The sequence below is a fragment of the Roseibium sp. genome (assembly GCF_965232425.1).
GTDB lineage: Bacteria > Pseudomonadota > Alphaproteobacteria > Rhizobiales > Stappiaceae > Roseibium.
Map to the genome: position 1 here is coordinate 1,238,384 of NZ_OZ246971.1, position 15,171 is coordinate 1,253,554.

Here is a 15,171-nt window from a genome sequence, read left to right on the forward strand (position 1 = left end):
CCAGGCCATGGCCGTGTCCCGCATCTTCTCGTCGAGACTTCCGATAGACGCGGTTCTGCCGGACCTTCTGCACACGCTCGAAGAAAGACCGAACGCGGTCCTGGTTGCGGAACCGGGTGCGGGCAAGACGACACGCGTTCCGCTCGCCCTCCTGGATGCGCCCTGGCGCCGGGATGGAAAGATCCTGGTTCTGGAGCCGCGCCGGCTTGCCGCGCGCACGGCGGCGCGGCGCATGGCGAGCGAGCTTGGCGAACGGCCGGGAGACACCGTCGGCTACCGGGTGCGCATGGAAACCAAGGTCAGCTCCAGAACCCGCATCGAGGTGATCACCGAAGGCGTGTTCACCCGGCTGATCCTCGACGATCCGGAGCTGACCGGCGTTGCCGCGGTCCTGTTCGACGAGTTTCACGAGCGCTCGCTCGACGGGGACCTCGGACTTGCTCTGGCACTGGACGTGCAATCGGCGCTTCGCGAAGACCTGCGCCTCGTGCCGATGTCGGCAACGCTTGATGCCGCCTCCGTTTCCAAACTGCTCTGCGACGCGCCCGTCCTGGAAAGCAAGGGGCGGAGCTTCCCGGTCGAAACGCGCTATCTGGGCCGCGATGCCAAGGCCAGGATCGAACCGCAGATCGTCGGTGCCATTCACCATGCCTTGCGCGACGAAGCGGGTTCGCTGCTGGTGTTTCTCCCCGGCCAGGGCGAAATCAGGCGTGTCGCGGACCTCCTTTCCGGCAAGGTCCCGGTACATTGCACCATCGCACCGCTCTATGGCGGGCTGGACGCAAGATCACAGGACGCGGCCATCCGGCCGGCCGAAGACGGAACCCGCAAGATCGTGCTCGCCAGCGCCATCGCCCAGACGTCCCTGACGATCGAGGGCGTTCGCGTCGTGATCGACAGCGGTCTCGCGCGCGTTCCCAGATACGAACCCCAGACCGGCCTCACTCGTCTTGAAACGGTACGCGTGTCGCGCGCTTCCGCGGACCAGCGGCAGGGACGCGCGGGCAGAACCGAACCCGGTGTCTGTTATCGTCTCTGGGATGAAGCCCAGACAGCGGCTTTGCCAGCGGCCGAGGCTCCGGAAATCCTGGAGGCCGATCTGACCGGGCTCGTTCTGGATCTCGCTGCCTGGGGAACGCTCGATCCGGGAAGCCTTGCGTTCGCGGACCCGCCGCCGGCAGCCGCCTGGAAAGAAGCGAAATCCCTTCTGGAGGATCTTCACGCAATCGACGCGGCCGGTCGCCTGACGCGCGCGGGCAAGGCGCTTTCAAAGCTGCCCCTGCATCCGCGCCTTGCGCATATGGTGATCGAGGGCATCGGCCAGCGGCTCGGATACACGGCGGCGCTCGTTGCGTTGTGCCTCTCCGAACCGGGTCTCGGCGGACGCGATCCGGATTTGCGCGCACGGTTGCGCGCCCTGCGGTCCGACAAGGGCCAGCGTGCGAAGGACGGCCGGGCCCTCGCGACCAGGTGGCTGAAACAGGCCGGGGGCGCCGATGCCGATACCGACATCGACAGCGCAGGGCTTTTGCTTGCCCTTGCCTATCCGGACCGGGTTGCGCAGGCACGCGGGCAGAGCGGCCGTTTCCGCCTCGCCAATGGACGCGGTGCAGAGCTGGAGCCGGAACACGCCCTTGCCGGGGAACGGTTCCTCGTCGTCGCGGACATACAGGGCAAGGCCGCCAATGGCCGCATTCAACTGTGCGCGCCAATCTCAAGGGAAGAGATCGAGGATCTCTTCACCGGGGAGATCGTCGAGGAAGACGATGTTCAGCTGACGCCCGACGGCGCGCTCAAGGCCCGGCGCGTCACCCGCTACAAGGCGGTGGAACTGCAGACGGCCGCGATTAAATCCGCTTCACCGGAGGCCGTTGAAAAAGCTCTCACGAAGGAGATCCGCCGGCGCGGCATTGCCCGGCTGCCCTGGAGCAAGGAACAGAACCGCCTGCGCAAACGGGTTGCCTACGCGCGGGACAACGGCGCGGCCGATCTTCCCGAACTCGGCGACCAGCATCTTCTGGAAACGCTTGAAGACTGGCTGCAGCCGTATCTGTCCGGGCTGACGGCGATCGGCGCCGTCGATGCCGGGGTCCTCGGAAACGCGCTTGCCGGATTAATGCCTTATGATGCATCGGCGAGACTGGACGCTCTTGCGCCCTCTCATTTCACCGCTCCGACCGGCAGCAAGGTTCCGATCGACTACGGCGCTGCGGCCGGGCCGACGCTCTCGATCCGCGTCCAGGAACTTTTCGGTTTGACGGAGCACCCGAGCGTCTGCGACGGCAAGCTGCCGCTGATCCTGGAACTGCTCTCGCCTGCGCAACGTCCCATCCAGGTCACCAAGGACCTGCCCGGCTTCTGGGCAGGGTCGTGGGCGGATGTGAAAGCCGACATGAAGGGCCGCTATCCGAAACATCCCTGGCCGGACGATCCGACAGAGGCCGAAGCAACGCGGCGGGCGAAGCCGAGAGGGACGTGAGCTTGTGCACCTTCCTTTCCTTCGGGCCTTGACGCTGCGGAATAGAGGTGTGGTGACCAAGGAAACTGGGCGGTTCCGTCTCAACCGGCGTCAAGCCGTGCCACGATCCACTGCTGTCCGGATTGATCCGGGAATGATCTCTTGAAACGATCCCCAGTCAATGAACTTGTCATTCCGGCTGACGCGCAACGGAAGGCCGGAAGCCAGTAGCCACTTGTTTCTCCTTCTTCTTTTAACTTCTCGTCATAGGGATACTGGTTCCCGGTCTTGCCACATATGCGGCAAATCGGGACGACAAATCCGGAAAAAGCGTATCCAGATTTGACATCGATCGGAATTATGCCGCGTTCTCAACGATATAACCGCGAAAGTATTTTCCAGTCCGGACAGCCGTGGACCCGATCATGGCATCCATGCCGTTTCGCCTCACTCGGACAGGAACTTGCCGGAAACACCCGTGGCATGGATTGCAGGGTCACGCCCTGCAAAGACGGAGAGGGGGATGGGCAAGGCCTCATCCTGAGGAAGCGTGGGAGCGCTGTCTCGAAGGATGGGCGGCAAATTCTGTGCCCTGTCTTCCATCCTTCGAGACGGACCTGACGGTCCTCCTCAGGATGAGGTTGTTTTATTGGGCGAGCCGTGGCGGCACTTAAGGGATTGGCGGACCATTGCCATTTCGTCGTCCCGGATCTCCGCTCCGCTGGGTCCGGAGTGACGATGGAGGGCCGTTGCGCAAGAGACAGAGCGAAATTTCCCTCTCCCAGTGGGAGAGGGTCAGGGTGAGGGATCAGACGACTGACTATCCCGCAGCGGATTGTCCCCTCACCCGGCGCATGCGCGCCGACCTCTCCCAATGGGAGAGGTAACAGACGCTCAGCGGGCAAGTGGATCGTTCGACGGCGATCAGAAGCGTGTCAATCATCCGATGCCGCGACGAGGCTGGCGTTGCCGCCGGCGGCGGCCGTGTTGATGGAGACGACCTGTTCCAGCGCGAAACGGGTCAGATAGATCGGACCGCCCGCCTTCGGCCCCGTTCCGGACAGGCCAGAGCCGCCGAAAGGCTGGGTTCCGACGACCGCGCCGATGGTGTTGCGGTTGACATAGACGTTGCCGACGGAGAGACGGTCGACGACCTTCTTGACCGTCGCGTCGATGCGGCTGTGAACGCCGAGGGTTAGCCCGTAGCCGGTGGAGGCGATCTGGTCGAGCACGCTGTCGATGTCGCCTGCCTTGTAGCGCACCACGTGCAGGACCGGGCCGAAGACCTCGCGGGTCAGCGCATCCGCGCTGTCCAGCTCGATGATGTGCGGCGCGACCCAGGAACCGTTGGCGAGGTCTCCATCCGGTACTTTGCCGGCAAACCGCAGCGTTTGCGTTTCGCTCATGTCGTGGATGTGGGACATGATGTTGTCGCGCGCCTCCTCATCGATCACCGGACCGATATCCGTTGACGGCTGGCGCGGATCTCCAAGACCGAGTTCCTTCGCCGCGCCTTCCAGCATCGCGAGCAGCGTGTCGGCGACATCGTCCTGGACATAGAGCAGGCGCAATGCCGAGCAGCGCTGGCCGGCGGAACGGAAGGCGGACATCATGACATCGTCGCAGACCTGTTCCGGCAGCGCGGTGGCATCCACCAGCATGGCATTGATGCCGCCGGTCTCGGCAATCAGCGGCACGATCGGGCCGCGTTTAGCCGCGAGCGTTCCATTGATGGCCCAGGCGGTCTCGGTCGACCCCGTGAAGGCGACACCCGCGACGGCGGGATGTGCGGTCAGTGCCGCGCCGATATCGCCCTCGCCCGGCAGAAGGAAAAAGGCGTCTTCGGGAATGCCGGCCTGGTACATCAGTCTGGCGGTTTCAAAGGCGATCAAAGGCGTTTGCTCCGCCGGCTTGGCGACCACCGCGTTGCCGCCGAGAAGCGCGGCGCTGATCTGTCCGAGGAAAATGGCGAGCGGGAAATTCCATGGCGAAATGCAGACGAAAACACCCCGGCCGCGGTAGCGGTAGCGGTTCTCCTCGCCGGTCGGCCCCGGCATCAGCCGGCCTTCGCCGAACAGCGTTCTGGCCTCATTGGCGTAGTAGCGGCAGAAGTCGACTGCTTCGCGGATTTCGGCAATGCCGTCCGGAAGGCACTTTCCGGCTTCCATGGAAAGGATCATCATCAGCCGGTCGCGGTTTTCCTCCAGCAGATCGCCCAGCCGTTCAAGTGCCGCCGCCCTTTCGTTGACGGGTTTGCGTGACCAGGCCTCGAAACCCTTCCGGGCCGTCTCGATCGCCTTGCGGGCGGTCTCGGTGTCGGCGAACCGGACCGTGCCGACCCTTGTCGTGCCGTCCATCGGCGCGAATACCGGGTGCGCCTCACCGCCCGGGACAAGGCCCTTGCCGAGCGGGCCGGCCTCCGTGAACGGTGCCTGCGTCCGGGCCATGCCCTCGACAAGCGCATTGCGCTCGGCGGCGCAGCCGAATTCGACTCCTTCCGCGTTGCGTCGGCTGTCGCCGTAAAGGTCGATCGGCAAGGGTATCGAGCGATTGACCGCATGGTGGCCGTTGTCGAGGATTTCAGCCGGGCGCTTCAGCATGGATTCAACGGAGACGGAAGCATCGCCGACAATCGTCACGAAGGACGAATTGGCGCCGTTTTCAAGAAGACGCCGCACGAGATAGGCAAGGAGATCCTTGTACCCGCCGACAGGGGCGTAGATCCGGGTCGGAAAGCCGTCGCGCTCGCAAACGGACTTGTAGAGACTTTCGCCCATGCCATGAAGACGCTGGAACTCGTAGCCTTCGGACGATCCGCCGGCAAGCTCGATGATCTGCGCGACCGTCAGGGCGTTGTGGGTGGCAAATTGCGGGTAGAGAACATCCCTGGCCGCCAGCATGCGCTTGGCGCAGCACAGGTAGGAAAGATCCGTCGCCGCCTTGCGGGTGAAGACCGGATATCCGTCGACACCCTCTTCCTGGGCCCGCTTGATTTCCGTGTCCCAGTAGGCGCCCTTGACCAGGCGGACCATCAGCTTCCGGCCGGTCTTGCGGGCAGCGTCGACGAGCCAGTCGATCACGTCGGTGCCGCACTTCTGATAGGCCTGGACCGCAAGGCCGAACCCGTCCCAGCCCTCCGTCACCGGATCGGTGAGCAGCGCGGCGATCACATCAAGAGAAATCTCCAGCCGGTCGGCCTCCTCGGCATCGACCGTGAAATTGAGGTTGCGGTCCTTCGCCATCTGCACGAGTTCCCGCAGTTTCGGCAGCAGTTCGTCGCGGACGCGTTCGCCGTTGACCGCTTCATAGCGCGGATGCAGCGCAGACAGCTTGACGGATATCCCCGGCCGGTTGGGCAGAGCTTTATCCCCTGCCGATTTCCCGATGGCTTCGATGGCGTTGGCGTAAGACCGGAAGTAGCGCTCGGCGTCCTTCGCCGTGCGGGCGCCCTCGCCAAGCATGTCGTAGGAATACCGGTAGCCCTTGGCTTCCTGCGCCTTTGCGCGCTCTAACGCTTTCTGAATCGTTTCGCCCAGAACGAACTGATGTCCGAGAAGGGTCATCGCCTTGCGCGTCGCAACGCGCACGGTTGGCATGCCCATCCGCTTGACCAGGCTGGACAGGATGCTTTGAGGCGTATCGCCGGGATGAAGCAGGCGGGACGTCACGCCCAGCGCCCAGGAAGAGGCGGAAACGAGCCAGGTGTCGGACTTGTGGCCGGACGGGTCGTCAAACCGGGCGGCAGCCAGCTTGTCTTCAATGAGCTTGTCGGCGGTGCTCGCATCCGGCACGCGCAGCAGCGCCTCGGCCAGCACCATCATGGCAAGACCCTCACGGGTCGTCAGGCCGAACTCCCGCATGAAGTCCTCAACGCCGCCAAGACCGACCTGAACGGCGCGCATGTCGTGAATATAGCCGCGCGCGCGCTGATCGATCAGCTTCTCCACGACCGGATCTCCGGCGGCATCCTTCAGCATCGCCTCCACCGTTTGCCGTTCATCGGGGGCATAGGCGGATCGGAACGGCACCAGATCGCTATCGTTCATCGTTGTCACTGCGGCAGCGGCTGCGGTCATGAGCACCTCCCAAAACGCCTCAACAGGCGCATCCAGACTATTTCCCTAAATTAACGGAAAATGTACGGATGTTTTCACTATTTTTCGGTCTCAATTCAGTTTATTCTCCATTAAACTTGAAATTTACAGGGATTTCCCCAATGCTCAATGCCACTGACCGGAGAATTTTGAAGGTGCTGCAGGAAGACGGCCGCGTCACCAATACGGACCTCGCAGAGCGGGTCAGCCTCTCGCCGACGGCAACGGCAGAGCGTATGAAGCGTCTTGTCCGGGAAGGGTATATCGAAGGTTTCTCGGCGACACTCGATCCAAGGAAGGTCGAGCGCGGCTTGCTGGTGTTCGTCGAAATCCGTCTTGAAAGAACGTCGCCCGAAATCTTCGATGCGTTCAAGCGTGCGGTCGAACGCGCCCCGGACATCCTTGAGTGTCACATGGTGGCCGGCGGGTTCGATTATCTCATGAAAAGCCGTGTCAGGGACATGGAAGCCTACAGGGCCTTTCTGTCCGACGTGGTTCTGGCCCTTCCCGGCGTGCGCGAAACACATACCTATGCCGTCATGGAAGAAATCAAGGACACGCATATATTGCCTGTCTGAGGGCCCTCCGGACACAACACACGGGGCCGTTTCGACACGCCTAATTCACAAAGCCTTGTGTTGACCGTGTCGGGCCGGATGCGCGAGGGAACGGGCAGCAAAAAAGAACCAAAATTGGGGACATGGATGAAGCGACTGCTTTCCACCGCCACCGGCCTTGCCGGGCTCCTTCTTGCCACGCTTGGGGCGCATGCCCAGGATCAGGACTGGCAGGCCGTCCTTGACAACGCCAAGGGACAGACCGTCTATTTTCATGCGTGGGGCGGAGAACCGCGCATCAACGCCTACATCCAATGGGCGGCGCGCGAAGTCGAGCGCGACTACGGCGTCCGGGTCGTCCACGTGAAAGCGAGCGATACGGCGAATGTGGTCTCGCAAGTGCTTGCGGAAAAGTCGGTCGGCAAGGAAAACGGCGGGGCGGTCGATCTCATCTGGATCAACGGCGAGAATTTCGCGTCCATGAAGAAGAACGGACTTCTGGCGGCGCCGGGCTGGGCGCAAACCCTGCCCAACTGGCAATATGTCGATGTTGAGAACAAACCGACCGTCGCCGTCGACTTTACCGTTCCGACCGACGGTCAGGAAAGTCCGTGGGGCATGGCCAAGCTCGTGTTCATGTATGACAGCGCCAGACTGGAGACGCCGCCATCCGATCTGAACGGGTTGCTGGACTATGCAAAACAGAACCCCGGTCGGTTTTCCTACCCCCAGCCGCCGAATTTCTATGGCACCACCTTCCTGAAACAGGCGCTTGCCGACACGGTTGCGAACACGTCCGTCCTGTCGTCCCCGGTGGATGAAAGCACATTCGAGGAAACGGTCGCACCACTGTTTGCCTTCCTGGACGATCTGCACCCGCATTTGTGGCGGCAGGGCCAGGCTTTTCCGAAGAACGCGGCCGACATGCGCCAGCTGCTGGCCGACAGCGAACTGGATATTGCCTTTTCCTTCAATCCGGGTGACGCCTCCGGTGCGATCGCAAACGGGGAGCTGCCCGAAACGGTGCGGACGTTCGTTTTCGATGGCGGCACGATCGGCAACACCCATTTCGTGGCCATCCCCTTCAACAGTTCCAACAAGGCCGGCGCGAAGGTCTATGCGAATTTCCTGCTGAGCCCCATGGCGCAAACGCGCAAGCAGGAGCCCGAGATCTGGGGCGATCCGACCGTCCTTAACGTCGCCGCGCTACCCGCGAACGAGAAAGCCCTGTTCGATGCGATGGATCTGGGACCGGCGACACTGGCGCCCGAGGATCTCGGATCGGTTCTGCCGGAACCGCATCCAAGCTGGGTCGCCGCAGTGGAGGAGGCGTGGACCGCGCGCTACGGCGCCGGCAGCGAGTAGGCCATTGCCGGCACAGAGCCGCATATTCAACCTTCCGACCCTGATCGTGGTGATCCTGCTGGCCGGCCCGGTTCTCGCTGGACTGGCCGGGACCATCCTGCCCGCCTTCGGGTATCTGCCGGTGCTGGGCTACACGTCGCTTTCGCTCGCTCCGCTGCACAGTCTTCTGGAGATGCCCGGGCTTTCAAGATCGGTCCTGCTCAGCTTCGGCACCGGATTGGCAGCCTCGCTTCTGTCGCTGGCCATCGTCCTGGTCTTCACCGCCGGCTGGGCAGGCACCCGCACCTTCCAGCGTGTGACCCGCTTCCTGTCACCGCTTCTGTCCGTTCCACATGCCGCCGCGGCGATCGGGCTCGCGTTCCTGATCGCGCCATCCGGTTTTCTCGTCCGCCTTTTCTCGCCTTGGGCGACCGGATGGAGCAGACCGCCGGACGTCCTGATCCTGAACGATCCCGCAGGTCTCGCGATGACCTTCGGGCTCGTGGCGAAGGAAGTCCCTTTCCTGTTCCTGATGACGCTCGCAGCGCTCAACAGGCCGTATATCAAGGATTTCTACAAGGCCGGAGCGAGCCTCGGCTATGGCCGCATGAGCGTCTTTTTCAAGGTGGTTCTGCCGCAGATCTACCCGTTGATCCGCCTGCCGATGCTGGCGGTGATCGCCTATTCGACCTCGGTGGTTGACGTGGCGCAAATCCTCGGACCCACGACGCCGCCCCCGCTCGCACCCCGTCTCGTCGCCTGGATGAACGACCCCGATCTGAGCAAACGGCTGATGGCGTCCGCCGGTGCCCTCTTGCAGCTTCTGGTCAGTGCGTTCGCCTTGCTGACCTATCTGGGCATCGAACGCCTTGCGGGGCTCTGGCAAACCTCGCGATACGCGAGCGGGCATCGCCGGCGGCGCGACTTTCCTGTCCGGCAGGCCGGCCTCATTCCGATGATCCTGATTGTTGCCGTCATGACGTCGTCCATGGCGCTGCTGGCCATATGGACGGCAGCAAGATCCTGGTGGTTCCCCGCCGTCCTGCCGCAGACATGGAGCCTCGAGCGCATGGCGGACGCCTTCGGCATGGGAGCACCCGCGCTTGCGGCAACGCTCGCTCTTGCCTTTGCCGCGGCGGGCGCTGCCACGGCACTCGCCCTGTGGCTGCTCGACGCACGCAGTTTCCGCGGCCTCCCGGTGCGGGGACGGCTCAACATCCTGATCTTTCTTCCTCTGCTGCTGCCGCAGATCAGCTTCCTGTTCGGGCTGCAGATGCTGTTTCTTCTCGGTGGTTTGAGCGGGACGTTCCAGGCGGTCCTGCTTGCCCATCTCGTGTTCGTGTTTCCCTACGCCTTTCTCGCCCTGAGCGATCCCTGGAACCGGCTCGACCCGCGCTACGCCAAGGTGGCCATGTCCATGGGCGCATCCAGGTTCAAGGTATTCTGGCAGATAAGGCTGCCGCTTCTGCTGCGCCCCGTCCTGGTGACATTCGCCGTGGCGGCCGCCGTCTCGGTCGGGCAATATCTTCCAACACTGATGATCGGTGCGGGACGCGTTGTGACGGTCACGACGGAAAGCGTGGCGCTGGCAAGCGGCGGCAATCGCCAGGTCGCCGCGCTCTATGCGGTTCTCCAGCTGATCATTCCGCTCGCCGTTTTTGTTGTCGCGGCCCTGGTTCCTTCTCTGGTATTCAGAAACCGTGCCGCGATGCGGCTGGAAAGGTGAATTCGGATGGGTGCACAAGAAGACACATCCGGCCTCGTTCTGGAGGCGGTCTGCCTCCGTCTGGACGGGGCACCGCTCATCAGCATCGACTGCCGGATCCGGCCGGGAAGCATTCTGACCATCATGGGGGAAAGCGGCAGTGGAAAGTCCAGCCTGCTGGACTTCATCGCCGGTTTCCTGAAGCCGGACTTTCAGGCGGAAGGCAGACTTTTCCTGGACGGCGAGGACGTGACCGAGCGGCCCGCGCAGGAGCGGCATATCGGGCTGATGTTTCAAGCGCCCCTGCTCTTCCCGCACATGTCGGTATTGCAGAACCTTCTGTTCGCGATTCCAGCCTCTATCAGAAAGCGGTCCGAAAGGGTGGAGATTGCCCAGAAAGCCCTTGAAGACGTCGGTCTTTCGGGATTTGCAGGGCGCGATCCGGCGACGCTTTCAGGCGGACAGCAAACACGTGTCGCCCTGATGCGAACGCTACTCGCAGACCCAAAAGCGCTGCTGCTCGACGAGCCTTTTTCGAGCCTCGACCAGACCCGCAGGGCCGGTGTCCGCGATCTTGTTTTCCGCCTCGCGCGGGAAAAGAACCTGCCAGTGCTTCTGGTGACCCATGATCAGGACGATGCGGTGGCGGCCGGCGGCATGATCCACTATCTCGATGGCCGGGACCCCGGCACGGGATGCTCCGGGTCCACCCGGCCGCAGCCGGTTTCGGCTCAAAGCTGACGCGTCATTCCGCCTGGTCGGCCGACTTCGCCTGCAGCAGGGAATAGTTGTCGATACCGATCCGCTCGATGAGGTCGAGCTGGGTTTCCAGAAAGTCGATGTGGCTTTCCTCGTCGCTCAACAGCTTTTCGAAGAGTTCCATGGAAACATAGTCGCCGATGTCACGGCAAATCTCGCGGGCTTCGTGGTAGAGGGCCCGCGCGACATATTCCGCCGCCAGATCTCCTTCCAGGCATTCCTTGACATTCTGCCCGATCCTGAGCGGATCCAGCGTCTGCAGGTTCGGAAGACCTTCCAGGAATATGATCCGGTCCATGAGGTCCTGGGCGTGCTGGCGTTCCTCGTCGGCTTCTTCCAGTTCCTTGTCGGCGAGCTTGCCGAAACCCCAGTCGGCGAGGAGCCGCGCATGGACCCAGTACTGGTTGACCGCGGTCAGTTCGTGACGCAGAGCCTTGTTCAGGTATTCGATTACTTGTGCTTCACCCTTCATCAGGCTCTCCTCTTCCTATCGCCCCGCGGCGCGTTTCAGGGTTGCAGGCCCGGCCTCGGCACCACCTGCTTCTTCAGACCCCTTTTCATGAATGATGTCAATCACGGACGGAAAACAGCTGCCGCATCTCGGCCGGCAGCCCAGATGCCGGAACACAGCGCCGGGTGTCGGCACCTTGCCGTTCGGGTCGGCACGCATTTCCTCCGCCGCTTCACGAAGCTGCTTCTCAGAAAGGACATTACAGGAGCAGACGATCATTGTAGGGTTCGCACAGGGTCCGGCTATCCGACCATATTGGCATTCGGGGTTTCATGCGCAATAACGAAACCCTACTATAAGAGTCAACTTTTTCCGACTCGTCCCTCAACTGACAGGAAACCGACATGAGCGGCCAGGACACATCCGACACCCGCCCGACACTCGTCCTGACCGGCGCAAGCCGCGGCATCGGGCACGCGACCGTCAAGCGGTTTTCCGCGGAAGGCTGGCGCGTCATCACCTGTTCGCGCCAGGCGTTTTCGGACAAATGCCCCTGGCCCATGGGACCGGAAGACCACATTCAGGTCGATCTTTCCGATCCGGAGAACCTCGGCTTCGCCGTTCAGGAAATCCGCAAGCGCCTCGAGGCAAACGGCTCACGGCTGAATGCGCTGGTGAACAATGCCGGCATCAGCCCGAAGGGATCCGAAGGAGAGCGGCTCAATTCGCTCAACACGGCGATGCACGAGTGGCGCACCGTCTTCCAGGTCAATTTCTTCGCGCCCATCCTGCTCGGCCGCGGCCTCTTCGAGGAACTGAAATCCGCCGGCGGCTCGGTAGTCAACGTGACATCCATTGCCGGGATGCATGTCCATCCCTTCGCGGGCACCGCCTATGCGACCTCGAAGGCCGCCCTGGCCGCCCTGACCCGCGAGATGGCCGCGGACTTCGGACCGCACGGCATCCGCGTCAACGCGATCGCGCCGGGCGAGATCGACACGTCGATTCTTTCGCCGGGAACCGAGAAGCTGGTGGAGGACATTCCGCTGAGGCGACTGGGCCTGCCCGATGAAGTTGCCGACACGATCTTCTATCTGTGTTCCGAGCGAAGTTCTTACGTTACGGGATCCGAAATCCATATCAACGGCGGACAACATGTGTGAAAATCCGGCCGAAAAGGTCTTGTGCCGTTTTTGACAAAAAGAAATATCGACGAATACGCATTAATTACAATCAATATGTATACCCCCGGGGTAGAAATACGTATCCAATTTACGCAAAATTCATTGCTTCCCGCGACACTCCCTGCAGGGAAACGCTGTAATACAGCCATGCGGGGATCGTATGAAACAGATTCTGAAATCTTTGGTCGACCTGAAGTTCGGCTTCAAGGTCGGTGGCGGCTTCTTCGCCGTTCTGCTCCTGACAGCCGTTGTCGGAGCCGTCGGCTACTTCGCCATCCAGAACCTCTCGTCCAGTTTCGTGGTTGCCGATCATGCTGCCAAGGTCGCCGGCCAGGTGCAGGCAACCTCGATCAAACGGGAAGACTATCTCAACAACCCGACAGCGGAGTTGAGCGAGGCGGTCAACCAGGAAATCGGCAAGCTGAGCGCCTCTCTTCAGGAACTGGAGCACGAAGTCGCGGGCAATCCGGAAGCCGAAAGCCAGGTGGCCGGCGCAAAGGAAGCCGTGACCAAGTTCGAGACAACGTTCGGTGAAGTGGTCGCCCAGACGAACCAGCAGGCCGAACGTCTCGCAACGCTGCAGGACAGCACGTCCGACCTCGGACAGCTGGCCTTCACCATCAGCGATGCCGTGCTGACCGAGGAAAAACAGGTCAGCGCGGAGGCATTTTCCGCGGACAGCCGCCTTGACGATGCCGCCGCCATCCAGCGCGGGATCTTCGAACTGAAAGACGGCGTCACGCAGATCCAGCTTCTCTACCTGGAAGGCAACGGCAACCTGCAAGGCGACGCGCTGCAAACCGCCATCCAGACTGCGAGCGAACTGGTCGCATCGGCAAAGCAGATCCGGATGAAGCAGATCGAGGGCATGCAGCCCAAGACGCTGGCACAACTCGCCGCGAAAACCAAAAACCTCCTCGATGTCGTTGAAAACCTCAACAGGGAACTCGGCTTTTCGGAAGGCTACGAAGCGCGGCTTGCAGTGGGTACGGGCATCGAGGAAATGAACGCCCAGACCGACGAGGTTCTGAAGCAGGTTGCACCCGTCGTCGAGACGGCAAAGAGCGACGCCCTCACGGCGTCGACGCGGCTCGCAACGATCCGTGCGATCTCGGACAAGGCCAAATCGCTGAGCAAGGCATCGGAGTCGGCGCGTGCGGAATTGCTTTACCTGTTCGGATCCTTCGGCGTCGAAGACAAGTCTGCGGTTGAAACCCAGATCTCCAATGTGGTCGCGCTCGAAGAAGAACTCGTCAAATACGCCAACGTTATGCCGTCTGCTGCGGAAGCCATCGAGGCAATCGCGACATCCGTCGCAACGCTGGACAGGTCCTTCAAGGAAATGCTGACGGCGAAAACCGAGCTTCTGGCAAAGCGCCAGCAACTCGACGGCCTGACGCGCCAGGTCAGCGGCGACATTGCCGCGATCTCCAGCGAACAGTCCAAGGCAGCCAACAGCGCCGCAGGCTCTGCCGAGCTGCAGATCATCATGACGATCCTGCTCGCGATCCTCGGCGGCGTCGGCCTTGCCTTCATCCTCAACATGGCGATCACCAAACCGATCCAGACGATCACGAATGTCATGGACAGGCTCGCCAACGGCGACAATGAAGTCGACATTCCGGGCATCGAGCGCGGCGATGAAATCGGCAACATGAGCCGCACGGTTCAGGTGTTCCGCGACAACGCGGTCGAGCGTGCGCATCTGCAGGAGCAGAACGCTCACGAGGAAGAAGCCCGTCACGCCCGTCAGCAAAGGGTCGACGACCTGATCAACGGCTTCCGCGCCACCGCCGAAGAAGCGCTCGGATCCGTTGCCTCAACGGCCGGCGGTCTCGACAACACCGCCCAGGCGCTGACGGAAATCGCGCGTGACAGCGCCGGCTACGCGAACGAGACACAGTCGTCGTCCAACGAGACCACGACGAATGTTCAGACGGTTGCCAGCGCGGCGGAAGAGCTTGCCGCCTCCATCGGCGAGATTTCACGCCAGGTTGCGCAGACCACGGAGATCGTGGGACGTGCGACAACCGGGACACGGGAGACCAACGAAAAGGTCGAAGGTCTGGCGGAAGCCGCAACCAAGATCGGTGAAGTGGTCACGCTGATCCAGGCCATTGCCGAACAGACCAACCTGCTTGCACTCAACGCGACCATCGAAGCGGCCCGCGCCGGCGAAGCGGGCAAGGGTTTTGCGGTTGTCGCCGCAGAGGTGAAGGAGCTGGCGACGCAGACGTCACGGGCAACCGAGGAAATCAGCTCCCAGATCACCGAGATCCAGAACGCCACGAAGGAATCGGTCGTCGCCATCGGGGAAATCGCCGAAACCATGAACGAGGTCAACAGCTACACCACGGCGATTGCGTCCGCGGTGGAAGAGCAAGGCGCGGCAACTGCGGAGATCTCGCAGAACGTCCAGCGTGCCGCCCAGGGCACCGGTGCCGTGTCCTCGTCCATGACCCAGCTGTCACAGGCCGTCGACCAGACATCCTCCTCGGCCGACATGGTGCTGTCGGCCTCCGGAGAGCTGACGGAAAAGACCGACCAGTTGAAGCAGGAAGTCGAACAGTTCCTGTCGGAGGTCGCCGCGGCCTGATCAACCGGGCCATCCAATATCGG

General features: G+C 62.2%; 10 protein-coding genes. 7 read left to right on the forward strand and 3 right to left on the reverse strand.

All coding sequences use genetic code 11. The features are described from left to right. Window positions 1–7 precede the first annotated feature (7 nt). Entirely contained in the window at window positions 8–2,479 is a 2,472-nt protein-coding gene (hrpB, locus tag ACO08A_RS05715) for an ATP-dependent helicase HrpB (protein ID WP_422040220.1), read from the forward strand. A 914-nt stretch (window positions 2,480–3,393) separates the two neighbouring features. On the opposite strand, the gene putA is transcribed toward hrpB, so the two are convergent. Continuing rightward, window positions 3,394–6,534, reverse strand: coding sequence for a bifunctional proline dehydrogenase/L-glutamate gamma-semialdehyde dehydrogenase PutA (gene putA, locus ACO08A_RS05720; RefSeq protein ID WP_422040221.1), 3,141 nt, complete (start codon window positions 6,532–6,534; stop codon window positions 3,394–3,396). 140 nt (window positions 6,535–6,674) lie between these two features. Between putA and ACO08A_RS05725 the strand changes: the two genes are divergently transcribed. From ACO08A_RS05725 to ACO08A_RS05740, 4 genes are all read left to right on the forward strand, one after another. Further along, a complete protein-coding gene (locus tag ACO08A_RS05725; protein WP_306141277.1) occupies window positions 6,675–7,130 on the forward strand; it encodes an Lrp/AsnC ligand binding domain-containing protein in 456 nt (151 codons plus the stop codon). A 126-nt stretch (window positions 7,131–7,256) separates the two neighbouring features. Then, entirely contained in the window at window positions 7,257–8,474 is a 1,218-nt protein-coding gene (locus tag ACO08A_RS05730; RefSeq protein ID WP_422040222.1) for an ABC transporter substrate-binding protein, read from the forward strand. 4 nt (window positions 8,475–8,478) lie between these two features. Next, entirely contained in the window at window positions 8,479–10,179 is a 1,701-nt protein-coding gene (locus tag ACO08A_RS05735) for an ABC transporter permease (RefSeq protein ID WP_422040223.1), read from the forward strand. Window positions 10,180–10,185: 6 nt separating this feature from the next. Then, a complete protein-coding gene (locus tag ACO08A_RS05740) occupies window positions 10,186–10,899 on the forward strand; it encodes an ATP-binding cassette domain-containing protein (protein ID WP_422040224.1) in 714 nt (237 codons plus the stop codon). A gap of 4 nt (window positions 10,900–10,903) precedes the next feature. Here ACO08A_RS05740 and bfr read toward each other — a convergent pair whose 3' ends face one another. After that, the gene (bfr, locus tag ACO08A_RS05745) at window positions 10,904–11,389 is read right to left on the reverse strand and encodes a bacterioferritin (protein ID WP_422040225.1); all 486 of its coding nucleotides are present in this window, start codon (window positions 11,387–11,389) and stop codon (window positions 10,904–10,906) included. Window positions 11,390–11,404: 15 nt separating this feature from the next. Beyond that, window positions 11,405–11,587: a (2Fe-2S)-binding protein gene (locus tag ACO08A_RS05750; RefSeq protein WP_422040226.1), complete on the reverse strand. Its 183-nt coding sequence runs from the start codon at window positions 11,585–11,587 to the stop codon at window positions 11,405–11,407. Between the two features lie 185 nt (window positions 11,588–11,772). Here ACO08A_RS05750 and ACO08A_RS05755 point away from each other — a divergent pair, with 185 nt between their 5' ends. Then, complete coding sequence (locus ACO08A_RS05755; RefSeq protein ID WP_422040227.1) at window positions 11,773–12,531, forward strand: SDR family NAD(P)-dependent oxidoreductase; 759 nt, start codon at window positions 11,773–11,775, stop codon at window positions 12,529–12,531. Window positions 12,532–12,712: 181 nt separating this feature from the next. Continuing rightward, window positions 12,713–15,148 carry a methyl-accepting chemotaxis protein gene (locus ACO08A_RS05760; RefSeq protein ID WP_422040228.1) on the forward strand — a complete coding sequence of 812 codons (2,436 nt, stop codon included), beginning with the start codon at window positions 12,713–12,715 and terminating at the stop codon, window positions 15,146–15,148. Window positions 15,149–15,171 lie beyond the last annotated feature (23 nt).

Bases quoted from the DNA above. Each gene is read 5' to 3' on its own strand.
- bfr (WP_422040225.1), bottom strand. From the start codon at position 11,389: ATGAAGGGTGAAGCACAAGTAATCGAATACCTGAACAAGGCTCTGCGT.
- ACO08A_RS05750 (WP_422040226.1), bottom strand. From the start codon at position 11,587: ATGCGTGCCGACCCGAACGGCAAGGTGCCGACACCCGGCGCTGTGTTC.
- ACO08A_RS05730 (WP_422040222.1), top strand. From the start codon at position 7,257: ATGAAGCGACTGCTTTCCACCGCCACCGGCCTTGCCGGGCTCCTTCTT.
- ACO08A_RS05755 (WP_422040227.1), top strand. From the start codon at position 11,773: ATGAGCGGCCAGGACACATCCGACACCCGCCCGACACTCGTCCTGACC.
- hrpB (WP_422040220.1), top strand. From the start codon at position 8: ATGGCCGTGTCCCGCATCTTCTCGTCGAGACTTCCGATAGACGCGGTT.
- ACO08A_RS05725 (WP_306141277.1), top strand. From the start codon at position 6,675: ATGCTCAATGCCACTGACCGGAGAATTTTGAAGGTGCTGCAGGAAGAC.
- putA (WP_422040221.1), bottom strand. From the start codon at position 6,534: ATGACCGCAGCCGCTGCCGCAGTGACAACGATGAACGATAGCGATCTG.
- ACO08A_RS05740 (WP_422040224.1), top strand. From the start codon at position 10,186: ATGGGTGCACAAGAAGACACATCCGGCCTCGTTCTGGAGGCGGTCTGC.
- ACO08A_RS05760 (WP_422040228.1), top strand. From the start codon at position 12,713: ATGAAACAGATTCTGAAATCTTTGGTCGACCTGAAGTTCGGCTTCAAG.